Below are 22,965 nucleotides of genomic sequence, written 5' to 3'. Positions count from 1 at the left end.
GGCCTACGATCGTCACACGAAAGCACTGCCGGGGTGCCTGTGGGCAGCGTAACTTAGCGTCTCAGACACCCACCGCCCGCGTACGACCGCCGAGGGGTCCCGTGAGTCTCCATCCCAGCCTTCAAACCTACGCCGACGCCTGGACCCAATCCGTATCAGCCATATCCGAGCTGGTGTCTCCGCTCGCCGAGGCAGAGTGGAACTGGGCCACGCCCTGCCCCGGCTGGTCGGTGCGGGATGTCATCTCCCACGTCATAGGCCTGGACTGCGAGATGCTGGGCGACCCGCGCCCCATCCACACCCTGCCCCGCGACCTGTACCACGTACAGACCGAGGGCCAGCGCTACATGGAGATACAGGTCGACGTCCGGCGCCACCACACCGCGCCCGAGATGACCTCCGAGCTGGAGTACACGGTCATCCGCCGCACGCGTCAGCTGCGGAACGAGTCGCGCGAACCGTCGCACAAGATCCGCGGCCCGCTCGGCACGGAGCAGACCCTCGAACTGGCCATGCGGACGCGCGCGTTCGACGTCTGGGTGCACGAGCAGGACCTGCGTACGACGCTGAGGAAGCCCGGCAACCTGGACTCCCAGGGTGCGTACGTGGCGCGCGACCTCCTCCTCCAGGGCCTCGCCAAGGTGGTCGCCAAGAAGGCCCAGGCGCCGGTGAATTCAGCGGTCGTCTTCGATGTGAGCGGCCCCGTCGAGTTCCTGCGCACGGTCCGCGTCGACACGGACGGCCGCGCCACGGTCGACAGCGCCCCCTCGCTCGGCCCGCTCGCCACGCTGAGCCTGGACTGGGAGACGTACTTCCGCCTCGCGTGCGGCCGTATCGCGTACGAATCCGTGACCGACCGGGTCAAGATCGAGGGCGATCACGGCCTCGGCGAGGCGATCATGCGGGAGTTCGCGGTCACGCCGTAGCCGTTCCTCTTTGGGTGACCCCTCAGACGGGGACGTGCACGGCCTCGACGCGGCTGGCGACAAGCCGCTCCTTCTCCCGGCGCACCGCACGCGTCCGCAGCCGCAGGATCTGGCTGAGGCCCACCGCTTCGAGGACGAAGACGGCGGAGAAGGCGATCCGGTAGTTGTCGCCGGTCGCGTCCAGGAGAACGCCGATGGCGAGCAGCGTCGTCATGGAGGCGACGAAGCCGCCCATGTTCACGATGCCGGACGCGGTGCCCTGGCGCTCCGGCGGATTCGCGGGCCGCGCGAAGTCGAAGCCGATCATGGACGCGGGGCCGCAGGCGCCGAGCACGGTGCAGAGAGTGATGAGCAGCCACATCGGGGCGTGGTCACCGGGGTAGTGGATGGTGACCGCCCACATCGTGGCCGTCGCCGCGACGGTGCCGATGGCGATGGGCGTGCGCGCCGCGTGGTGCCGGGCGACGATCTGGCCGTAGACCAGGCCCACCACCATGTTGGAGAGCACGACGAGGGTGAGCAGCGTCCCGGCCGTGGCGCGCGTGAGACCCTGCGCCTCGACGAGGAACGGCAGGCCCCACAGGAGCAGGAACACCATCGCGGGGAACTGCGTGGTGAAGTGCACCCACAGGCCGAGCCGGGTGCCGGGCTCGCGCCAGCTCAGGGCGATCTGCTTGCGCACGAAGGCACCGCCGGTGTGCCGCACCGGCTCCGGGGCGTGCCCCTCGGGGTGGTCCTTGAGGAACAGCGTCATCAGTACGAGGACGAAGACGCCGCAGAGCGCGCTGCCCGCGAAGGCCGCGGTCCAGCCGACGGAGTGCAGGAGCCGGGCGAGGACGAGGGTGGAGACGAGGTTGCCCGCCATGCCGACCAGGCCGGCGAGCTGGGCGACCATCGGGCCGCGCCGGGCCGGGAACCAGCGGGTGCCGAGCCGCAGCACGCTGATGAAGGTCAGCGCGTCACCGCAGCCGAGCAGCGCACGGGACGCGAGCGCCATCCCGTACGAGGGCGAGAACGCGAAGCCGAGCTGCCCGAGCGTGAAGAGCACGACTCCGATGGTCAGCACGCGCTTGGTGCCGAGCCGGTCGACCATCAGGCCGACGGGTATCTGCATGCCCGCGTAGACGAGCAGCTGGAGGATCGAGAAGGTCGAGAGCGCGGACGCGTTGACGTGGAACCGGTCGGCGGCGTCGAGCCCGGCGACGCCGAGGGAGGTCCGGAAGATGACGGCGACGAAGTAGACGGCGACGCCGATGCCCCAGACGAGGACGGCCTTCTTGCCGCCGGGGGGATCGCCGGGGAGGGAGAGGGACGCCGAACTCATCGGACATCGCCCCGAGCGAGATTCTGGAACCACCCGACGTGCCGGGCGACCACCGCCTCGGCCGCTTCCACGTCCCCGGACGTCAACGCGTTCAGGAGTTCCTCGTGCTCGGCAAGCGTTTTGGCGATCCGGTCGGGGTGGGAGTGCATGACGGCGACGCCCATCCGCAGCTGCCGGTCCCGGAGCTGATCGTAGAGGCGGGCCAGAATCTCGTTCCCCCCGCTGCGCACGATCTCCGCGTGGAAGCAGCGGTCAGTCACAGCGGCAGCGGAGAAATCACCCGCGGCGGCCTCCTCCCGCTGCTGCCGCAGCAGCCCCTCGAGCCGCTCGATCAGCGCCGGAGGCGCCGGTACCGCCTTGCGCACCGAGTGCGTCTCCACCAGGAGCCGCGTCTCGACGACGTCGGCGATCTCCTGCACGGACACCGGCAGGACGAGGGCCCCCTTCTTCGGGTAGAGCCGCAGAAGCCCCTCCACCTCCAGCTTCAGGAGGGCCTCGCGCACCGGCGTGCGGGACACCCCGACGGCCTCGGCGAGCTCGCCCTCGGTGAGCAGCGTGCCGCCCTCGTACCGACGGTCGAGCACGCCCTGCTTGACGTGCGCGTACACGCGCTCGGCGGCGGGTGGCTGCTTGAGGCCTTGAGCGGGGGTTTGAGCGGGGGCTCGCGTGGAGGACGAGGCGGGTGCGACAGGCATGCGCACAGCATAGATACAACACGTACCCATGAGGACGTCCATTCCACGATCCGGACATCACCCTCGCGAGCGTGCATCCATTCGCCACTCTCGTGAGTCTTAGTATCGAGCGGCACTCTCATGTGGCCGCATTCCAGGGGCATTTGGTCAATTTGGAGCATTGAACTTGAAAACCCGCATTAAGGGCATTCGCCGCGCGTCGGCCGTCATCGTCACCACAGGTGCGGTACTCGCGGGCGGAGCCCTCACGGCCCCGGCCCATGCGGCCGCGCTCCCGAAGCCGTCGATCGCCGGCAAGGGCGGTTACGTGATGAACAACGGCACGGGCAAGTCGCTCTTCACCAAGGCCGCCGACACCCGTCGGTCCACCGGCTCCACCACCAAGATCATGACGGCGAAGGTGGTGCTCTCGCAGACCAACCTCAACCTCGATTCCAAGGTCAAGATCGAAAAGGCCTACAGCGACTACATCGTCAGGAACACCGCCTCGTCGGCGCGCCTGATCGTCGGCGACAAGGTCACCGTCCGCCAGCTCCTGTACGGCCTCATGCTGCCGTCCGGCTGCGACGCGGCGTACGCGCTCGCGGACAAGTTCGGCAAGGGATCCACCCGCGCCGCCCGCGTGAAGTCGTTCATCGGCAAGATGAACACCCAGGCCAAGACCCTCGGCCTGACCAACACCCACTTCGACTCCTTCGACGGCATCGGCAGCGGGAGCAACTACTCCACGCCCCGTGACCTGACGAAGCTCGCCAGCAGCGCGATGAAGAGCTCCACGTTCCGTACGGTCGTGAAGACGAAGTCGACGAAGCAGAAGGTCACCACGAAGAGCGGTGGCTACCGCTACATGTCGTGGTCGAACACGAACAACCTGCTCAGCAGCTACAGCGGCGCCATCGGCGTGAAGACAGGCTCGGGCCCGCAGGCCAAGTACTGCCTCGTCTTCGCCGCCACCCGCAGCGGCAAGACCGTCATCGGCACGGTCCTCACCTCGACCTCCGTGGACGCCCGCACGAAGGACGCGAAGAAGCTGATGGACTACGGCTTCAAGAAGTAGCCCGGCGCTACCCCCCGACGGGGGTACGACGAGGGGGCCCACCGCGAGCTGCGGTGGGCCCCCTCGTCGTACTTCGCCCGTGTCACCTACGCCCAGGTGATGAGCCGCTTGGGCTGCTCCAGGATCGCCGCCACGTCGGCGAGCACCTTGGAGCCGAGCTCGCCGTCGACCAGGCGGTGGTCGAAGGAGAGCGCGAGCGTCGTCACCTGACGCGGCTTGACCTTGCCCTTGTGGACCCAGGGCTGGAGCTTGATCGTGCCGACCGCGAGGATCGCGGACTCGCCGGGGTTCAGGATCGGCGTCCCGGTGTCGACGCCGAAGACGCCGACGTTCGTGATGGTGACCGTGCCGCCCTGCATGGCGGCCGGCGACGTCTTGCCGTCGCGGGCCGTGGACACCAACTCGCCGAGCGAAGCGGCCAGTTCCGGCAGCGTCTTGGCGTGCGCGTCCTTGATGTTCGGGACGACCAGGCCGCGCGGTGTCGCGGCGGCGATGCCCAGGTTCACGTAGTGCTTCTGGACGATCTCCTGATTCGCCTCGTCCCAGGCCGCGTTGACGTCCGGGTTGCGGCGGATCGCCACGAGCAGCGCCTTGGAGATGAGCAGGAGCGGGTTGACCCGCAGGCCCGCGAAAGCCTTGTCCTGCTTCAGCTCCTCGACCAGCTTCATCGTCCGCGTCACGTCCACCGTCACGAACTCCGTGACGTGCGGCGCCGTGAAGGCCGAACCGACCATCGCCTGGGCGATGACCTTGCGTACGCCCTTGACGGGGATGCGGGTCTCGCGGGCACCGGCCACGGGGGCGGGAGCGGCGGCTTCGGCGGCCACCGGCTCCGGCGCCGACACGGGGGCGGGCGCCGAGGCCGGGGCGGCCACGGAGGCCTGAGCCACTGCCGCGTGCACGTCCTCGCGCGTGATGATCCCGTCGGCGCCGGACGGGATGATCGCCGTGAGGTCGACTCCCAGGTCCTTGGCGAGCTTGCGCACCGGCGGCTTGGCCAGCGGCCGGGTGCCCGCGGGGGCCGACGGGGCAGCGGATGCAGCGGGTGCCGCGGAGACGGCAGCAGTGCCGGAGCCGTTCAGCTCGGCCTGGACCGCCGCCGCGTAGTACGTACCGGCGGCATCGGCCTGGTCCTGCGCGGACTTGCGCGCGCGGCGCTTCGTCGAGGACTCGGCGACCCCATAGCCGACGAGCACGGGCTGACGGCCCTTGGGAGCGGCCTCCTCCTCGGGGGCGGCTTCGGGGGCCGCCTCCTGTGCGGGAGCTGCGGCTGCCTCCCCGGGCGTGGCGGGCGCGGCGGCAGCGCCACCGCCGGACACGTCCACCGCGATGATCACCTGGCCGACATCGACCGTGGTGCCCTCGGGGAAGCGCAGTTCGCTCACGACACCGTTGAACGGAATGGGCAGCTCGACGGCGGCCTTGGCCGTCTCGACCTCGCACACCACCTGCCCGTCGGTGACCGTGTCGCCGGGCGCCACGAACCACTTGAGGATCTCTGCCTCGGTGAGCCCCTCGCCCACGTCGGGCATCTTGAACTCGGCCAGCGCGGTGTCTGTCATCGTCGTCACGACCCTCTCCCTCAGTACGCCAGCGAGCGGTCGACAGTGTCGAGCACCCGGTCGAGGCCCGGCAGGTACTCCTCTTCCAACCGCGCCGGCGGATACGGCGCGTGGAAACCGCCGACCCGCAGCACGGGAGCTTCGAGGTGGTAGAAGCACCGCTCGGTGATGCGGGCCGCGATCTCCGCGCCCGTACCGAGGAAGACCGGGGCCTCGTGGACCACGACGAGCCGCCGCGTCTTCTCGACCGAGGCCTGCACGGTGTCGAAGTCCATCGGCGACATGGAGCGCATGTCCACCACTTCGAGGGACTTGCCCTCTTCGGCGGCGGCCGCGGCTGCCTCAAGACAGACCTTCACCATCGGGCCGTACGCGGCGAGCGTCAGGTCCGTGCCCTCGCGGGCGACCCGGGCCTTGTGCAGCGGCGCGGGGATGGCTTCGGTGTCGACCTCGCTCTTGTCCCAGTAGCGGCGCTTCGGCTCGAAGAAGATCACCGGGTCGTCGCTCTGGATGGCCTGCTGCATCATCCAGTAGGCGTCCGACGAGTTCGAGGGCGAGACGACCTTGAGGCCCGCCACGTGCGCGAACAGCGCCTCGGGCGACTCGCTGTGGTGCTCGACGGCGCCGATGCCGCCGCCGTACGGAATGCGGATGACGACCGGCATCTTGATCTTGCCGAGCGCGCGGGCGTGCATCTTCGCGAGCTGCGTGACGATCTGGTCGTACGCGGGGAAGACGAAGCCGTCGAACTGGATCTCCACCACCGGGCGGTAGCCCCGCAGGGCCAGGCCGATGGCCGTGCCGACGATGCCGGACTCGGCGAGCGGGGTGTCGATGACACGGTCCTCGCCGAAGTCCTTCTGCAGGCCGTCCGTCACACGGAAGACACCGCCGAGCTTGCCGACGTCCTCGCCCATGATGAGGACCTTGGGGTCGGTGTCGAGCGCCTTGCGCAGCGATTCGTTGATCGCCTTGGCAAGGGGAAGTTTCTGTACGCCCATGGTTACTTGCCCTCCCCGCCGTCAGAAGCGTCCGCGAACGATGCCTGGTACGCCAGGAACTGCGCGCGCTCCTCGTCGACCAGCGCATGCCCGTCCGCATACGCGTTCTCGAAGATCGCCATCAGATCAGGATCCGGCATCGCCCGCACCACCTCTCGCACTCGCTTCCCCAACGCTTCGCTCTCCGCGTCGAGTTCCGCGAAAAATCCCTCATCCGCGTGACCTTCGGACTCGAGGTGGGTCCGCAGGCGCAGGATCGGGTCCTTCGCCTCCCAGGCCACGCGCTCGTCGTCGCTGCGGTACTTGGTCGGGTCGTCGGACGTGGTGTGCGCGCCCATGCGGTAGGTGAACGCCTCGATGAGCGCAGGACCCTGGCCCGTACGCGCCCGCTCCAGGGCCCACTTGGTGACGGCGAGCACGGCGAGCACGTCGTTGCCGTCGACCCGCACACCCGGGAAGCCGAAGCCCTGTGCGCGCTGGTAGAGCGGCACGCGGGTCTGCTTCTCGGTCGGCTCGGAGATCGCCCACTGGTTGTTCTGGCAGAAGAACACCACGGGGGCGTTGTAGACCGCGGAGAAGGTGAACGATTCGGCGACGTCGCCCTGGCTGGAGGCGCCGTCCCCGAAGTACGCGATCACGGCCGAGTCAGCGCCGTCCTTGGCCACGCCCATCGCGTACCCGGTCGCGTGCAGGGTCTGCGAGCCGATGACGATCGTGTACAGATGGAAGTTGTTGGTGTTCGGGTCCCAGCCGCCGTGGTTCACGCCGCGGAACATCCCGAGCAGGTTGGTCGGGTCGACCCCGCGGCACCAGGCGACGCCGTGCTCGCGGTAGGTCGGGAAGACGTAGTCGTCCTCGCGCGTGGCCCGGCCCGAGCCGATCTGGGCGGCCTCCTGGCCGAGCAGCGACGCCCACAGGCCCAGCTCGCCCTGGCGCTGCAGGGAGGTGGCCTCGGCGTCGAAGCGGCGGGTGAGGACCATGTCGCGGTACAGGGCGCGCAGTTCGTCGGCGGTGATGTCCGCGACGTACGAGTCGTACTCGGCGTTCTTGACCCGCTTGCCCTCAGGGGTCAGCAGCTGGACAAGCTGGGGCTCCGTGCTTTTCTTCGGCGCGGCCTTCTTGGCGCTCGCGCGCTTCCCGCCGCTGGTTGTGCTGCGGCGCGGTGTGCGCGCGGCGGTGCTCTCCACGGTCACGTGTGCTCCTCCGTCGGTCCGGCCCCCGGGATTACCGGGTAAGCCAGTGCGGCTCGCCTGATCCGTGCCCGCGCACGGGGTGGGTGCGACTCGGCCGGGAACAGGCGTGACAGGTGCCCCGGCGAGCGCCCTGCACAATGCACGTTACCCAGTGCTTCCCATTTCTGTGAAACCCCATCTGACCTGCGAATTTGCTTGGATTTCCAAGTATCTGACTGCTTGGATTTCCGAGTAAATCCAGAAAGTCGGGAACAGTTCCTGGTCACAGCACTGATCACAGCCTGGCAGGGGGCCGGAACACCGGCACGTTATCCCGGGCACCCCGCGCACGGGAAGAGTTCAGCTGGGGCACAAGAAGAGATCGTGTGTGAGACTGGCTCCGTGCGCGAAGACGGAAAAATTACGGTATTTCTCCTCGACGACCATGAAGTGGTGCGGCGAGGAGTCCATGAGCTGCTCTCCGTGGAGTCCGATATCGAGGTCGTCGGCGAGGCGGGGACAGCGGCGGACGCTCTGGTCAGGATCCCGGCGACACGACCGGACGTGGCCGTGCTCGACGTGCGGCTTCCGGACGGCAGCGGGGTCGAGGTCTGCCGTGAGATCCGTTCGCAGAACGAGGACATCAAATGCCTGATGCTCACCTCGTTCGCGGACGACGAGGCCCTCTTCGACGCGATCATGGCGGGCGCTTCCGGCTATGTCCTGAAGGCCATTCGAGGCAATGAACTGCTCTCCGCCGTACGTGATGTGGCGGCCGGAAAGTCCCTGCTCGACCCCGTCGCCACGGCCCGGGTCCTGGAGCGCCTTCGCGACGGGAACACCCCCAAGGGCGACGACCGCATGGCGAACCTGACGGACCAGGAGCGCAAGATCCTCGACCTGATCGGCGAGGGCCTGACCAACCGGGTGATCGGCGAACGACTGCACCTCGCCGAGAAAACGATCAAGAATTACGTCTCCAGCCTGCTCTCCAAACTGGGCATGGAGCGGCGCTCGCAGGCGGCGGCGTACGTGGCGCGCATTCAGGCGGAGCAGAATCACTGAAGCGGGGCAGAATCACTGAAAGTGATCCCGCAATACGTTTCGTGATCCGAAACGGGACTTACGTCCTCGTCCCCTAGGGGCCAGATCCCCTTCCCCGGCACCCCGCCGGTGCCAGAGGGTGGACGTATGCCCACCGACGATCAGGAACAGGACGAGCGGCTCGCCTTCGAACTGCTCGGCCGCACCGACTACGGCCGGGTCGCGACCAGCATGCGCGCGCTGCCCTTCCTCGCCGCCGCCCGCCACGTGGTCGTGGACGGGCGCATCCTCCTGCGGATGCACAAGGGGTACGGGTACCACGAGGCCTGCATCGGCAGCGTCGTCGCCTACGGGGCGGACAACCTCAGCGCCGAGACCGCGCGCACGGGGCAGTGGACGGTGCAGTTCGTCGGCCTCTGCGAGGTCATCGAGCCGACCAACGAAGAGCTGGAACTCTTCGGCCCCGGGCCGCACTACGTGGACGGCGAGCTCTACGACCCGGTCTATATGCGCATAGAGCCGCAGCTGGCCACGGTGCACACCTTGCAGGGCGGCCGGAACCGGCAGCTTCAGCGCACACGGTGACCCCGCCTGCCTCCTGGGGCCCGTACGCCCTGCAGTGCCCGTGTACAGCCCCCTCTGACGACGCACGCGCGCGTGGTGCCCTTCCGGGCTCCACGCGCGCGTGCGTATGCGTAGGGGGCTTCTCGCCTCTGCTCAGCCGTTGCCCTCGTCGCCGGCGCCGGCGACGTCCCCGCCCTCGGTGCCGCCGTTCGTCACCGGCGGGTCCGGGGTCGTCGGGTCACTGGCGTCCCCGGTGGGCGTCGTCGGGTCGTCCGTCGGCTCGGTGGGGTCGTCGGTGGGCTTCGTCGGGTCGTCCGTCGGGTCGTTCTCGGTGGGTGTGTCAGGAGTGGTCGGGCCGGTGGTGTTCGGCGCGGACGGGCTCCAGTCACCCTGACCGCCGGAGCCGTCACCGGGCTGAGCGGTGTCCCCGTCCGAGGTCTCCTCGTCCGAGCTCTTGCTCGGCTTCTTCGTCTCCGACGACTTCGTCGGAGACTTCGTCGGGGTGTCCGTGTTCTTCGACTTGTTGTCGTTCGCCGACATCGCGAACGCGACGCCCACGGCGATCGCGATGACCGCGAGCACGGCGAAGATCCACATCTTGCCCCGGCCGCCCCGGCCGTTCCCGTCGCGGTGACTGCCGTCGAAGCCGCCGTCGTCGCCACCCGGCGGACGCAGCATGGCGCCCGGGATCTGCGCGGTGCCCGAGTCGCCGGGGTGCTGCATCGCGGTGGTGCCCGCGACGCCCATCGCCGGGGTGCTGCCGCCCTCGTGCATGCCCGCGACGTCGACGGGACCGGTGTTCCAGGTCCCGGTGTGGCTGCCCTGCTCGTGGAGCATCTGCAGCCCGTACTGGACCAGACCGCGCATCTCCTCGGCGGTCTGGAAGCGGTCGTCCGGGTCCTTGGCCAGCGAACGCATCACCAGGCCGTCCAGCTCCGGCGGCGACCCGTCGGAGGTCTCCGACGGCGGTACGGGGATGTCCTGGACGTGCTGGTAGACCACGGAGAGCGGCGTCTCACCGGTGAACGGGGGCCGCAGCGCGAGGAGTTCGTAGAGCAGACAGCCGGTCGCGTACAGGTCGGAACGGTGGTCGACGGCCTTGCCGAGCGCCTGCTCCGGGGAGAGGTACTGGGGCGTGCCCATGACCATGCCGGTCTGGGTCATCGTCGACTGCGCGCCGTGCAGGGCACGGGCGATGCCGAAGTCCATCACCTTCACCGCGCCGGTGTCGGTGATGATCACGTTCGCGGGCTTGATGTCACGGTGCACGATGCCGTGCTGGTGCGAGTACGCGAGCGCCTCGAGCACCCCGGAGACGATGATCAGGGCCTGCTCGGGGCCCGGCGCCTCCGCGTTGAGCAGCAGATCGCGGATCGTCCGGCCCTCGACGATCTCCATGACGATGTACGGGACGACGCTCGGCCCGACGACGTCCTCACCGGAGTCGTAGACCGCCACCACAGCGTGGTGGTTGAGTCCCGCGACCGACTGGGCCTCGCGCGTGAAGCGGGCCTTGGAGACCGGGTCCTCCGCGAGATCGGAGCGGAGCAGTTTGACGGCGACCGTCCGGCCCAGACGTACGTCCTCGGCCGCGAACACCTCTGCCATGCCGCCCCGGCCGAGTCTGTAGGTCAGCCGATACCGGCCATCCCCGACGAGACCGCCGTTACCCCACAACTCGGGCGCATCAGACATACCGCCGCCAGTCGCCTCGGGGTCGGACGGGCCCTGAGCGCGCTGCGTCTGTGCCATCAGTCCTCGCCGTCGATTCTGGTCGTGGTGCTTGGTGGTACCGGGAGAGCCCCGCCGGGTCACGCTACAGCCTTCAAGCGTCCCGGCGGTTCGAGGTGGACCGGACATCAAACCCGCCGGGTACCCTCACGCGCAAACTTGTAACGCTTCCGAGACGCTTCTTGCGCGTACGGTCACGGAACGGGCATCGAGCTTGACGTAGCAGGGCCCTCGGGCAGACTTGGCCAGGAATAGCGGGAATGGATCACCGACCGCGGAGCCGTCCGGCACACCGCGCCGATGGGGGACGCACGACATGAGCAGCCAGGACGGCGTACAAGGACGGTATGCGGGACGCTCGCTGGCCGGTGGCCGGTACCAGCTGCGTGATCTTCTCGGTGAAGGCGGCATGGCCTCCGTTCACCTCGCTTACGACTCCGTGCTCGATCGTCAAGTCGCGATCAAGACGCTTCACAGCGAGCTCGGCCGCGAGCAGTCCTTCCGCGAACGCTTCCGCCGCGAGGCCCAGTCGGTGGCCAAGCTCACTCACACGAACATCGTCTCGGTCTTCGACACGGGCGAGGAAGACCTCGACGGCGCGACGATGCCGTACATCGTCATGGAGTACGTGGAGGGCAAGCCGCTCGGCTCCGTGCTCGACGCGTCCGTCGCCCAGTTCGGCGCGATGCCGTCCGACCAGGCGCTGAAGATCACCGCCGATGTCCTCGCCGCACTCGAGATCAGCCACGAGATGGGCCTGGTCCACCGCGACATCAAGCCCGGCAACGTGATGATGACGAAGCGCAACGTCGTCAAGGTCATGGACTTCGGCATCGCCCGCGCCATGCAGTCCGGCGTCACCTCCATGACGCAGACCGGCATGGTCGTCGGCACCCCCCAGTACCTCTCCCCGGAGCAGGCACTCGGCCGCGGCGTCGACGCCCGGTCCGACCTCTACTCCGTCGGCATCATGCTGTTCCAGCTGACCACCGGCAGGCTGCCCTTCGAGGCGGACTCGCCGCTGGCCATCGCGTACGCGCACGTCCAGGAGGAGCCGGTCGCTCCGTCCTCGATCAACCGCGCGCTGCCGCCCGCGGTCGACGCGATCATCGCCCGCGCGCTGAAGAAGAACCCGAACGAGCGTTTCCCGACCGCCGAGTCGATGCGCGACGAGTGCCTGCGCGTCGTCCAGTCGCTCCAGGTGGCCGCGCCGAGCATCGTGCCGGGCGCCCAGACGGCGAGCGGTGCGGGCGTCGGCGCCGCGGTCTTCCCGCCGGTCGACAGCTCGATGCCGCAGAGCGGCAACGTCCAGACTCCGTACCAGCCGGGTGCCTACGGCCCGCCCACTCCCGCTCCGGGCCCCGTGACCCCGGGGTACGGCTACCCGCAGCAGGGTGGCTACCCGACTCCGGCGCCCGTGAACGCGTACGCCCAGCAGGGCGCGCAGACCCCGCCGCCGTACTCGATCTCGCCGCAGCAGGGGCAGACGTCCGTGCAGGGGCAGGGCGGGTCCGGGTCGGGTGGCGGCAAGCGGAACATGCCGGTGATCGTCGGCTCGATCGTCGTCGCGCTGATCGCCGTCGGCGGCCTGATCACGGCGCTGTCGATGAACAAGGACGACGAGGGCGGCAACGCGGGCAAGCAGACGGAGTCGAGCGCGCCCGCGGAAGGGTATCGGGGTCCGGACCGGTCGCAGACGGTGGAGACCAGCGTGTGCACCGATCCCGAGACCGCGTACAACGACGAGAACAAGATCAAGGTCCCGAACTTCACGTTCAAGGACTGGCGTTCCGTGCAGAAGTGCCTACAGGCGTCCGGCTGGCGGTACGACAAGCGCACGATCGACGAGAACACCTACGGGAAGGACACCGTCATGGTGCAGTCCCCCAAGGAGGACTCGGACATCGACCCGAAGGACGTGAAGATCGAGTTCACCCTCTCCACGGGCAACCCGTCCTGAACGGCTTCAGCGCCTGACGCGAGGCGCGGCATCTGACGCGAAGGGCCCGGTCACCTTGTGACCGGGCCCTTCGCTTTTCTGGTACCGCTTATCGGCTGTCGGCTGTCGGCTGTCGGCTGTCGCTTAGAGGTAAGGCCCTCCGGACCGTCCCGCGATACCGCCGTCCTCTTCCTCCTCGCCACCGCCCACACCGGGCGGCAACGCGCGCCGCATCGACTCGAGCTGCGCCCGCGCGGCCATCTGCTGCGCGAAGAGAGCCGTCTGGATCCCGTGGAAGAGTCCCTCCAGCCAGCCCACGAGCTGGGCCTGCGCGATGCGCAGTTCGGCGTCGCTGGGCACTCCCTCGTCGGTGAAGGGCAGGGAGAGCCGTTCCAGTTCCTCGACGAGCTCGGGGGCGAGACCGTCCTCGAGCTCCTTGACCGAACTGGCGTGGATCTCCTTGAGCCGTACCCGGCTCGCCTCGTCCAGAGGTGCCGCCCGCACTTCCTCGAGCAGCTGCTTGATCATGCTGCCGATGCGCATGACCTTCGCCGGCTGTTCGACCATGTCCGTCACCGGGACCTCGCGGGATTCATCGTCTCCGCCGCCGCCGAGCGCCATTCCGTCCTGTCCGACAACCAGGACCTGGGGGCTCTCCGGCGACCTTTCGTTCCTCGGCATCTCCATGCCGCCATTCTCTCGCACGCGTACATCACACATCGGTGGTGCCCCCATTTGCCGCTGATCCACCGTGTACGAGGGGCCCGGTCGTGTCAGCCGCGGCGCAGCCGCACGGCGAGGAAGGCGAGACCGAGGCCGATGAGAACGAGCCCGCTGCCGAGCGGCAGGACGCGAAGGCCGGGGACGACCGGTCCCGCAGCGGTCCGCCGGATGGCTTCGCCCTGCTTGTCGGCCTGATCGACGGGGGGCGGCTTCGGCCTGTGGTCCGGTAGGGACAGCGCCGGAGAGGGCGGCGAGGACGGCGGCGGGGGCGGTGGCGGCACCGGATCGGCACGCCCCGGCCGGACCCGGCCCTCGCCAGGAACGCTTCCGGCACGGGTCTCGCTGGGGGAGGGATCAGCGGCGTACGAGAGTGATATCGGTGAGACGGATGAGACGGCCAGGAGCACCGCCAGGATCAGCAAGGGGCGAAGCCATGGATTCGTCGTCACGCCGGCCCCCTCCCGCTACCGGGTCGCCAAGATCAAGAGAGATCACTGAAGCTGCACCAAGCGTCACACAGCGGCACAACTCCGGCATCTCGACCGTCTCGGCAACCCGGCGGCGGGGTGAGTGCTCAGCGAACGAGCAGCACCTTCCCGATGTGCGAGCTCTCCTCCAGTACGCGGTGGGCGGTCGCCGCGTCACTCATCGCCACCGTCTGGTCGACGATCGGGCGTACGTGGCCCGCGGCGATCAGCGGCCACACGTGCTCGCGCACCGCCGCGACGATCGTTGCCTTCTCCGCGGCGGGACGGCCGCGCAGGGAGGTCGCGGTGACGGCGGCACGCTTGGTCAGGAGCGTGGCGATGTTCAGCTCGCCCTTGACGCCACCCTGCATACCGATGATCGCGAGCCGTCCGTTGATGGCGAGGGACTGCACGTTCCGGTCCAGGTACTTGGCGCCCATGTTGTCGAGGATGACGTCCGCGCCCGCGCCGTCCGTGGCGTTCTTGAGCTCCTCGACGAAGTCCTGCTCGCGGTAGTTGACGAGGATGTCCGCGCCGAGCTCCCGGCAGAAGTCGAGCTTCTCCTTGCTGCCCGCCGTGACCGCCACCTTGGCGCCGACGGCCTTCGCCAGCTGGATCGCCATGGTGCCGATACCGCTGGAGCCGCCGTGCACGAGGAACGTCTCGCCGGGACGGAGGTGGGAAATCATGAAGACGTTGGACCAGACCGTCGAGGTCACCTCGGGCAGCGCGGCCGCCGTGACGAGGTCGACGCCTTCGGGTACGGGCAGCAGCTGGCCGGCGGGGACGACGACCTGCTCGGCGTAGCCGCCACCGGCGAGCAGCGCGCACACCTCGTCGCCGATCTTCCATCCGGAGACACCGGCACCGATGTCGGTGACGCGGCCCGCGCACTCGAGCCCCGGATAGGGGGACGAGCCGGGTGGTGGGTTGTAGAAGCCCTGGCGCTGGAGCAGGTCGGCGCGGTTCACGGCGCTGGCGACGACGTCGACCAGCACCTCGCCCTCGCCGGGTACGGGATCGGGGACCTCGGCCCATACGAGCGCTTCGGGTCCACCGGCTTCGGGGATCGTGATCGCATGCATGCGGGCGAGGCTACTCTCTGCGGATTCCGGCCGGTCCGACTACGTGCGCAGACCGCCGCGCGGCGGTGTCCGACTACGTACGCAGTCCGCCGCGCGGCGGATTCGACCGGGCGTCGGGGGCCATCGGTGACGTCGGCGTAGCCCGCACGATGGTGATGAGACGGTCCATCAACTGCAGCTTCCCGACGGCAGGATCGTCGTACCCGAGCACCCGATGCCCGCGTACGACACTCACGACGAGGTCGTCCGTCTCGCGGACCCCCATCCCCACCTCGGCCTTTATCACCGGCCGTTCGACGAGATCGAGCCCGCTGCCCTGCTGGATCAGGTCCTCCATGACCATGCCCGCGCTGGGGCTGAGCACGGAGAGGCCGAGCAGCCGTCCCGCCGCACTGGCACTGGTGATCACCGCGTCGGCGCCGGACTGCCGAAGGAGGGGCGCGTTCTCCTCCTCGCGCACCGCGGCCACGATCTTCGCCGCGCGGTTCATCTGCCGGGCGGTCAGCGTGACCAGGACCGCGGTGTCGTCGCGCTGGGTCGCGATGATGATCTGCCGGGCGCGCTGCACCTCGGCACGGAGCAGCACATCGCTGCGCGTCGCATCACCGATGACACCCGCGTAGCCCTCCGCCGTGGCGGCGTCGACGACCTTCGCGCTCGGGTCGACGACCACGATCTGCTCGGGCTTCAGGCCGGTGGCGCAGACGGTCTGGATCGCGGAGCGGCCCTTCGTACCGAAGCCGACGACGACGGTGTGTTCACGCAAGTTGGACCTCCAGCGGTTCAGGCGCCATTCCTCGCGCGTACGTTCCGTGAGCACTTCGAGAGTGGTGCCGACCAGGATGATCAGGAAGAGCACGCGCAGCGGCGTGATCAGGAGGATGTTGCAGAGCCGCGCGCTGTCGCTGTACGGAACGATATCGCCGTAGCCGGTGGTGGAGAGCGTGACGGTGGAGTAGTAGGCGGCGTCGAGGAAGTCGAGCGCGTCGTCCGAGTTGTCGTGGTAGCCGCCGCGGTCGATCCAGACGATGAAGGTCGTCAGGGCGAGCACCGCGAGCGCCATGAGGAGCCGCTTGCCGACCTGCAGCAGGGGTCGCTCGACGACTCGGCGGGGCAGCTTGATGCGGTGGGTGACGAGGTGTTCGTCGGGGTGGCGGGCGATGGCGTCGTGTCCGGGAAGTTTCACGTGAAACACTCCCCGGCCACCGCGTCCGCACCCCACGGGAGGTCCAGGACCTCCAGCTCTTGGCCCTGCCGCCCGCCACCCGGCGCGACGACCGCGAGGCCGTCGGCCACCGCGATCCCGCGCAGCATGGCCGGACCGTTGTAGTGCAGCGGCACCGCGTGGTCGGCGCGGAGGGTGACGGGGACGAGCCGGGTGTCGTACGGGTGCCCGTGCACGTCCTCGCTCAGAGCAGCGGTGTACGGCGATGAGGCGGGGCGCCCCGAGAGCGTACGCAGCAGGGGCTCGGCCAGGGTCAGGAGGCCGGAGACCGCGGCGAGCGGATTGCCGGGCAGGCCGACGAGGTGCTGGTCGGGGCGGATGCGGGCGAGCAGCATGGGGTGCCCGGGGCGTACCGCGACGCCGTCCACGAGGAGTTCGGCGCCGATGCGGCGCAGGATGGGGTGGACGTGGTCGACCGGTCCTGACGCGGTGCCGCCGGTGGTGACGATGAGGTCGGCGGTCGAGGTGGTGATGGCCTCGTGGAGCGCATCGGCGTCGTCACCGAGCCTGCGCACTCCGATGACTTCCGCGCCGAGCGAGCGCAGCCAGGGCGGAAGCATGGGCCCGAGCGCGTCACGGATGAGGCCGTCGTGGGGGAGCCCGTCGGTCAGCAACTCGTCGCCCAGGATCAGCACTTCGGCTCTGGGCCGGGGCACCACGGGCAGTTCGTCGTACCCCGCCGCTGCCGCGAGGCCGAGCACCGCCGGGGTCACCGGGGTGCCCAGTGGCAGGAGTTGATCGCCGGAGCGGCACTCCTGGCCGCGCGGGCGGATGTCCTGCCCCTGCGTGACGTCCCGCCGGGGGTGCAGCCGCTCCTTGTCGTCGGTGAGGCCGTGCTCGCTGCGGATGACGGCGGTGGCCTCTCGCGGAATCCGTGCCCCGGTCGCGATCCGTACGGCCTCGCCGTCGGAGAGCGGGTCCGGCCGCCCGTGCCCGGCAAGAATCCCGTCGGCCCGAACGTCCCAGGGTCCGGGCCCGGCTACGGCCCAGCCGTCCATCGCGGAGGTGTCGAAGGAGGGCAGATCGGTGAGGGCGACGAGGGGCGCGGCAAGAACGAGGCCGAGCGCTTGGCCCAGGGGGACGGTGCTCGGCTCGGCGGCGGAGGGAACGGGCCGGGGAGCGCGTCCGGCAGCAGTGCGGGCTGCGGGCCAGGGGGTGATGTCGCGGTGCTCGGGTTGGGTGGTGGGGTTGCTGAGAGTGGGGTTGCTGAGGGTGGAGTTGCCGCTGGGTCCACTCTCGGCGGGGGGTGCGGCGGGTGCCGCAGGACCGGACGGAGGCTGGGGCAGGGATTCGTTCCCCGGGTCACCCGAGGTGGCCGAGGTGCTCCGAAGGTCGCCGCCGCCTACGGGCGCACCGCCGGCGCGCCCGCCGGACCTGCGGTCATGGTCGTCGTTCACCAGGGCGAGAGCCTCGTCGAGCTCGGCGTCCGGCGCGGGCCGCCCACTCATCCGGCGTCCGGCCGCATGTCGGACCGTGCGTCCTGCCCCGGGTCGGGGCGGTCCACCTGCGGCGCCACGTCAGGCGCGGAGCCCGGTGGCGTCACGGCCGGGGCGGAGCCTGGTGCCGCCGCGTCAGGCGCGGCATCCGGCTTCTCGCCGGGGACGGCATCCGGCTTCCCGCCAGACCCCGTGTCGGTGCCGTCACCCTCCTCCGCCCACCGCGTGGCCAGCGCCGCCGCCTTGCGGGTGGCTTCGGCCACCGCCTCGGGCCCGCCGCCCTCGGCCCGCGCCGCCGCGTACCCCACCAGGAAGGTGGTCAGCGGAGCCGCAGGCCTGGCCACGCCGTGTGCGGCGTCGCGGGCGAGGTCGAGCAGCAAGCCGGTGTCGACGTCGAGCTCGATGCCCAGTTCGTCCTTGACTGCGGAAATCCATTCATCCAACACGTGCCCATGCTCCCTGATGCGCGCCCGTGCGGCGGCGATGTCGTCCCAGGTGTCGCAGTCGAAGGACGCGACCGGGTCAGCGACCCGGGTGAGTTCGAGCCGCGCGGTGAGCGACTTCAGCGGAAGCCCCGTCAGACCGTCGTGCTCAGCGGCGAGCAGCGTCATCCCGCGCTTCAGCGAGGCGCTGCGGTAGGCGGCGACCAGCGGCTGGTCCCGGCCTCCGGGGTCCCTCAGCACCGCGCCGTCCGCGCCGCTCTCCCGCAGCGCGACGAGAAGGCTCCGGACCGTCCGCTCCTCCAGGAACGGCAGATCGGCGGAGAGCACCACCACCTGCTTCGCCCCCGTGCGCCGCAGCCCCGCGTCGAGCGCGGCGAGCGGCCCCGCCCCGGCGGGTTCCTCGCGCGCCCACACCACGGGGCGCGCGGTCGGCCGGGGCCCGGCGACGACCACCGTCGTCCCCGCTCCGGAACACGCGCCGAGCACCCGGTCGAGCAGTGCCCGGCCGCCCACCCGTACGCCGGGCTTGTCCGCGCCGCCGAGCCGTCTGGCGCCGCCACCCGCGAGCACCACGGCGTCATACGGGGCGTCGTGCCGATCGTCGGGCGGGGCATCGGTCGGGGGGGCGTGCGAGGCGGCGGATACGGCGCCACCCGGAGCCCTCTGCGCGGTCATCCCCCGAGTATGGGCGCACGAAGGATCAATACCACCCCTCGGTGCACCCCTCTGTAGGGGGACTCACATCACCAGGGGGACACCGCGCCGAGGCTCACGACGCTGCCCCGAGCCTCCTCACACCGCCCGCAACAACACCGCGGGCTGCTCCACGCAGTCCGCCACGAACCGCAGGAACCCGCCCGCCGTACCGCCGTCGCACACCCGGTGATCGAAGGTGAGCGAGAGCTGCACGACGTGACGCACCGCCAACTCGCCCTGGTGTACCCACGGCTTGGGCACGATCCGGCCCACTCCGAGCATGGCCGCCTCGGGGTGATTGATGATCGGCGTGGAGCCGTCGACCCCGAACACGCCGTAGTTGTTCAACGTGAACGTGCCGCCCGTCAGTTCCCCCGGTGTCAGCTTCCCGTCCCGCGCCGCCTCCGTGAGCCGGATCAGCTCGGTGTTGACGGAGTCGGTGGTCCGCTTGTTCGTGTTCCGGACCACGGGGACGACCAGACCGCGGTCGGTCTGCGCGGCGAAGCCGAGATGGACGTCGGCGAGCCGGACCACCTCGCGCGCCTCCATGTCCACGGTGGAGTTGAGCATCGGGTAGCGGGCAAGGGCGGCCACGCTGATGCGGGCGAACAGCGCGAGCAGCGAGATCTTCCGCCCGTCGCCCTCCTTCACGGCGGCGTTCATCGCGGCGCGCGCCGCGAGCAGTTCGGTCGCGTCGGCGTCGACCCAGCAGGTGGCTTCCGGTATCTCACGCCTGCTGCGGGACATCTTGTCCGCGACGAGGCCCCTGATGCCGGTCAGCGGATAGCGGTCCTCCGCCGTCGGGTGCGTGAGCGTGTCCTCGTGCGGGGCGGTCTCCTGCGCGGTCGACTGGTGCGCGGTCGTCTCGTGCGCGGTCGCGGTCGTCCGGCCTTCCACGATGGCCGTCTCCACGTCGGCCCGCATGATCAGCCCGTCCGGACCCGTGCCCGTCAACTCCCGCAGCTCCACGCCGTTCTCACGGGCCAGCTTCCGCACGAGGGGCGAGATCACCGGTATCGGGCCGTCCGCGTGCGGGCGGTTGGCCGAACCAGCGGCCTCGGGCGTCCCGGCAGGCTCCCGCAGCCTCGGCGGCTGCTCCTGCCGTGCGGGCTGCCGTACGGAGCGTGGGGCGGGCTGCGGGGCAGGCTTCGGGGCGAACTGTGTGGCGGGCCCCGTCGACCGCACCCTTCTGCGCCGTGCGGGCGCCGCGGCCGTGCCGTACCCGACCAGGACGTTGCCGGAGGACTCCTCGGCGGCAGCCGCTTGCAGGGCCCGCTCCGCGGGCTCCTGCGGAGCCGGATCCGCGTTCCCTGCCGGGGCGCCGACGGCGACCGTCAACAGCGTCGATCCCACCGGAAGTTCCGTACCCTCTTCACCGAAGCGGGCCGTCACCACGCCTCCGTACGGGCAGGGCACCTCCACCATCGCCTTGGCCGTCTCCACCTCGACGACGGGCTGGTCCACGGCGACGACATCGCCGACCTGGACGAGCCAGCGGGTGATCTCCGCCTCCGTGAGCCCCTCGCCGAGGTCGGGCAGCTTGAACTCGAGGCTGTTCACGTTCAGACCGGGCGCCATCAGCTGTCCGCCTCCCACTGCAACCGCGCGACCGCGTCCAGGATCCGGTCCACGCCGGGCAGGTGATGCCGCTCGAGCATCGGCGGCGGATAAGGAATGTCGAACCCGGCGACGCGCAGGACCGGAGCCTGAAGGTGGTGGAAGCACCGCTCGGTGACGCGTGCGGCGATCTCCCCTCCGGGACCGCCGAACCCGCCCGACTCGTGCACGACGACCGCGCGCCCGGTCCGCCGCACGGAAGCGGCCACCGTCTCGTCGTCGAAGGGCACGAGGGAGCGCAGATCGACCACTTCGAGGTCCCAGCCCTCGGCGACCGCCGCCTCGGCAGCCTCCAGGCAGACGGGCACGGAAGGCCCGTACGTGAGGAGCGTGGCGCTGCGCCCGGTGCGCCGCACCACTGCCTTGCCGATGGGGTCGACGGCCTGCGGCGCGTCCGGGTTCCAGTCGGCCTTGGACCAGTAGAGACGCTTCGGCTCCAGGAAGACGACCGGGTCGTCGGAGGCGATGGAGGCCCGCAGCAGGCCATAGGCGTCGGCGACCGTGGCGGGCGTGACGACATGGAGCCCCGGGGTCGCCATGTAGTAGGCCTCGGAGGAGTCGCTGTGGTGCTCGACGCCTCCGATGCCACCGCCGTAGGGCACGCGCACCGTGATGGGCAGCGGCATCGCGCCCCGCGTGCGGTTCCGCATCCGCGCCACGTGGGAGATCAGCTGCTCGAAGGCGGGGTAGGCGAACGCGTCGAACTGCATCTCGACGACGGGCCGGAGCCCGTACATCGCCATGCCGACGGCCGTCCCCAGGATGCCCGCCTCGGCGAGCGGTGTGTCCGTACAGCGGTCCTCGCCGAACTCCTTGGTGAGTCCGTCGGTGACCCGGAAGACCCCGCCGAGCGCCCCGACGTCCTCTCCGAGGACGTGTACGGACGGGTCATCGGCCAGGGAGTCGCGCAGCGCGCGCCCGAGCGCCTGCGCCATGGTGGCCGGTTTGGCTGTCTTCTTGGTGGCCCGTTCGGCCGCGACCGTGCTCATCGCGCGTTCCCCTCGCCGTCCGCGTTCTCCGCGTCGTCTTCTGCCTCAAGTTCGGCCCGCAGCTGGGCCGCCTGCTCACGCAGTTGGGTGGTCTGCTCGGCGTACACATGGCTGAAGAGGTCCATGGGGTCCAGCGCGGGGTCCCGGTTCATGCGTTCGCGCAGGTCGGCTGCCATGGCCTCGGCGTCGTCGCGGACCGCCCGCGTCCGGTCCTCGTCGAGGAGGCCGCGCTCGGTCAGCTCCCGCTCCAGGAGCAGGATCGGGTCGTGCGCGCGCCAGGCCTCGACCTCGGCGTCCCCGCGGTATCGCGTGGCGTCATCGGCGTTCGTGTGGGCCTCCATGCGGTACGTCACCGCTTCGACGAGCGTGGGGCCGCCGCCCTGACGCGCGCGGGACACCGCGTCGCTCAGCACCTCGTGCACCGCCGCCGCGTCGTTGCCGTCCACCAGGCGTCCCGGCATTCCGTACCCGACGGCCTTGTGGGCGAGGGACGGGGCCGCCGTCTGCTTGTCGAGCGGCACGGAGATCGCGAAGCCGTTGTTCTGCACCAGGAAGACGACGGGCGCCTGCCAGACGGCCGCGAAGTTCAGTGCCTCGTGGAAGTCGCCCTCACTGGTGCCGCCGTCGCCGACCATGGCGAGCGCGACCACGTCGTCGCCCTTCAGGCGGGCGGCGTGCGCGAGCCCCACGGCGTGCGGGAGCTGGGTCGCGAGAGGGGTGCACAAGGGCGCTATGCGGTGCTCACGCGGGTCGTACCCGGTGTGCCAGTCGCCGCGCAGCAGGGTCAGCGCCTGGACGGGGTCGAGGCCACGGGCGACAGCGGCGAGCGTGTCCCGGTAGCTGGGAAAGAGCCAGTCCTGCTCCTGAAGGACGAGCGCGGCGGCCACCTCGCACGCCTCCTGGCCGGTGCTCGAGGGGTAGACGGCGAGCCTGCCCTGCTTCGTGAGGGCGGTCGCCTGCGTGTTGTACCGCCGTCCGCGCACCAGCTGTGCGTACAGGCGGCCCAGGAGCTCCTCGTCGGCCTTGCCGGCGGCCTCCGTGCCCAGGACGCGGTACGGCTCCGCGTCGGGCAGCAGCGGCGCGGGATCGGTCCTGAGCTGCCATGCGGGTGGCGGAGTGGGCCGGTAGACGCCCCGTTGCTCCATGACCGTCATGTCGGCACCTCCGTGTGGCAGCGATCTCCTCGTGGGAGCGGCAAAGAGGCACGACAACGTGAGGCGCCTCACCTACCGATTGTTCGGTCGTCGGCACATTTTGGCTACAGGCACC

Annotated in this window: 20 protein-coding genes; 5 read left to right on the top strand and 15 right to left on the bottom strand. The window is 70.1% G+C overall.

Translation table 11 applies throughout. From position 1 onward, the window contains the following. Nucleotides 1–101: 101 nt before the first annotated feature. Nucleotides 102–926: a maleylpyruvate isomerase family mycothiol-dependent enzyme gene (locus ACWFRJ_RS28585; protein ID WP_453536902.1), complete on the top strand. Its 825-nt coding sequence runs from the start codon at nt 102–104 to the stop codon at nt 924–926. Nucleotides 927–948: 22 nt separating this feature from the next. Here the strand turns inward: ACWFRJ_RS28585 and ACWFRJ_RS28580 are convergent, their stop codons facing one another. Beyond that, on the bottom strand, nt 949–2,250 hold the full coding sequence (locus ACWFRJ_RS28580) for an MFS transporter (RefSeq protein WP_453536899.1): 1,302 nt from the start codon (nt 2,248–2,250) through the stop codon (nt 949–951). Continuing rightward, nucleotides 2,247–2,945, bottom strand: a complete 699-nt coding sequence (locus ACWFRJ_RS28575) for a GntR family transcriptional regulator (protein ID WP_453536895.1) — start codon at nt 2,943–2,945, stop codon at nt 2,247–2,249. Before ACWFRJ_RS28575 ends, ACWFRJ_RS28580 begins: the two co-directional genes overlap by 4 nt. Nucleotides 2,946–3,111: 166 nt before the next feature. On the opposite strand from ACWFRJ_RS28575, the gene ACWFRJ_RS28570 reads away from it, so the two are divergent. Then, on the top strand, nt 3,112–4,002 hold the full coding sequence (locus tag ACWFRJ_RS28570; protein ID WP_453536892.1) for a D-alanyl-D-alanine carboxypeptidase family protein: 891 nt from the start codon (nt 3,112–3,114) through the stop codon (nt 4,000–4,002). Between the two features lie 86 nt (nt 4,003–4,088). On the opposite strand, the gene ACWFRJ_RS28565 is transcribed toward ACWFRJ_RS28570, so the two are convergent. Genes ACWFRJ_RS28565 through pdhA (ACWFRJ_RS28555) form a run of 3 tightly spaced genes read right to left on the bottom strand, consistent with a single transcriptional unit; the run spans nt 4,089 to nt 7,758 of the window. Then, nucleotides 4,089–5,573: a dihydrolipoamide acetyltransferase family protein gene (locus ACWFRJ_RS28565; RefSeq protein WP_453536889.1), complete on the bottom strand. Its 1,485-nt coding sequence runs from the start codon at nt 5,571–5,573 to the stop codon at nt 4,089–4,091. A gap of 11 nt (nt 5,574–5,584) precedes the next feature. Continuing rightward, entirely contained in the window at nt 5,585–6,565 is a 981-nt protein-coding gene (locus ACWFRJ_RS28560) for an alpha-ketoacid dehydrogenase subunit beta (protein ID WP_453536886.1), read from the bottom strand. Between the two features lie 2 nt (nt 6,566–6,567). After that, nucleotides 6,568–7,758, bottom strand: coding sequence for a pyruvate dehydrogenase (acetyl-transferring) E1 component subunit alpha (gene pdhA / locus ACWFRJ_RS28555; RefSeq protein WP_453536883.1), 1,191 nt, complete (start codon nt 7,756–7,758; stop codon nt 6,568–6,570). A gap of 381 nt (nt 7,759–8,139) precedes the next feature. On the opposite strand from pdhA (ACWFRJ_RS28555), the gene ACWFRJ_RS28550 reads away from it, so the two are divergent. Both ACWFRJ_RS28550 and ACWFRJ_RS28545 read left to right on the top strand, forming a co-directional pair. Then, nucleotides 8,140–8,802 (top strand): response regulator, encoded by a 663-nt coding sequence (locus ACWFRJ_RS28550; protein WP_453536880.1) that lies wholly within the window; start codon nt 8,140–8,142, stop codon nt 8,800–8,802. A 126-nt stretch (nt 8,803–8,928) separates the two neighbouring features. Beyond that, nucleotides 8,929–9,366, top strand: a complete 438-nt coding sequence (locus tag ACWFRJ_RS28545) for a pyridoxamine 5'-phosphate oxidase family protein (protein ID WP_453536878.1) — start codon at nt 8,929–8,931, stop codon at nt 9,364–9,366. 132 nt (nt 9,367–9,498) lie between these two features. On the opposite strand, the gene ACWFRJ_RS28540 is transcribed toward ACWFRJ_RS28545, so the two are convergent. Further along, complete coding sequence (locus tag ACWFRJ_RS28540) at nt 9,499–11,097, bottom strand: protein kinase domain-containing protein (RefSeq protein ID WP_453536876.1); 1,599 nt, start codon at nt 11,095–11,097, stop codon at nt 9,499–9,501. Nucleotides 11,098–11,392: 295 nt separating this feature from the next. Between ACWFRJ_RS28540 and ACWFRJ_RS28535 the strand changes: the two genes are divergently transcribed. Continuing rightward, nucleotides 11,393–13,036, top strand: a complete 1,644-nt coding sequence (locus ACWFRJ_RS28535) for a protein kinase domain-containing protein (RefSeq protein WP_453536873.1) — start codon at nt 11,393–11,395, stop codon at nt 13,034–13,036. Nucleotides 13,037–13,159: 123 nt separating this feature from the next. On the opposite strand, the gene ACWFRJ_RS28530 is transcribed toward ACWFRJ_RS28535, so the two are convergent. The 9 genes from ACWFRJ_RS28530 to pdhA (ACWFRJ_RS28490) all read right to left on the bottom strand — a co-directional run bounded on the left by ACWFRJ_RS28530 (nt 13,160) and on the right by pdhA (ACWFRJ_RS28490) (nt 22,850). Further along, entirely contained in the window at nt 13,160–13,702 is a 543-nt protein-coding gene (locus tag ACWFRJ_RS28530) for a bacterial proteasome activator family protein (RefSeq protein WP_383269622.1), read from the bottom strand. 86 nt (nt 13,703–13,788) lie between these two features. Continuing rightward, nucleotides 13,789–14,187, bottom strand: coding sequence for a hypothetical protein (locus ACWFRJ_RS28525; RefSeq protein WP_453536870.1), 399 nt, complete (start codon nt 14,185–14,187; stop codon nt 13,789–13,791). Between the two features lie 125 nt (nt 14,188–14,312). After that, nucleotides 14,313–15,290, bottom strand: coding sequence for an NAD(P)H-quinone oxidoreductase (locus ACWFRJ_RS28520; protein ID WP_453536866.1), 978 nt, complete (start codon nt 15,288–15,290; stop codon nt 14,313–14,315). A 73-nt stretch (nt 15,291–15,363) separates the two neighbouring features. Beyond that, nucleotides 15,364–16,476, bottom strand: a complete 1,113-nt coding sequence (locus ACWFRJ_RS28515) for a potassium channel family protein (protein WP_453536863.1) — start codon at nt 16,474–16,476, stop codon at nt 15,364–15,366. Further along, nucleotides 16,473–17,963, bottom strand: coding sequence for a molybdopterin molybdotransferase MoeA (locus tag ACWFRJ_RS28510; protein WP_453536860.1), 1,491 nt, complete (start codon nt 17,961–17,963; stop codon nt 16,473–16,475). Before ACWFRJ_RS28510 ends, ACWFRJ_RS28515 begins: the two co-directional genes overlap by 4 nt. Continuing rightward, nucleotides 17,960–19,069, bottom strand: a complete 1,110-nt coding sequence (locus tag ACWFRJ_RS28505; RefSeq protein WP_453536857.1) for an NTP transferase domain-containing protein — start codon at nt 19,067–19,069, stop codon at nt 17,960–17,962. The genes ACWFRJ_RS28510 and ACWFRJ_RS28505 overlap by 4 nt, the downstream gene beginning before the upstream one ends. 117 nt (nt 19,070–19,186) lie before the next feature. Further along, the gene (locus ACWFRJ_RS28500) at nt 19,187–20,668 is read right to left on the bottom strand and encodes a dihydrolipoamide acetyltransferase family protein (RefSeq protein WP_453536854.1); all 1,482 of its coding nucleotides are present in this window, start codon (nt 20,666–20,668) and stop codon (nt 19,187–19,189) included. Next, complete coding sequence (locus ACWFRJ_RS28495) at nt 20,668–21,696, bottom strand: alpha-ketoacid dehydrogenase subunit beta (RefSeq protein ID WP_453536851.1); 1,029 nt, start codon at nt 21,694–21,696, stop codon at nt 20,668–20,670. Before ACWFRJ_RS28495 ends, ACWFRJ_RS28500 begins: the two co-directional genes overlap by 1 nt. After that, on the bottom strand, nt 21,693–22,850 hold the full coding sequence (pdhA, locus tag ACWFRJ_RS28490) for a pyruvate dehydrogenase (acetyl-transferring) E1 component subunit alpha (RefSeq protein ID WP_453536848.1): 1,158 nt from the start codon (nt 22,848–22,850) through the stop codon (nt 21,693–21,695). Before pdhA (ACWFRJ_RS28490) ends, ACWFRJ_RS28495 begins: the two co-directional genes overlap by 4 nt. Nucleotides 22,851–22,965 lie beyond the last annotated feature (115 nt).

Source organism: Streptomyces sp. NPDC055239 (assembly GCF_053606205.1).
Note: the sequence above shows the minus strand (reverse complement) of the source record. Positions and strands in the feature narration are given on the sequence as shown.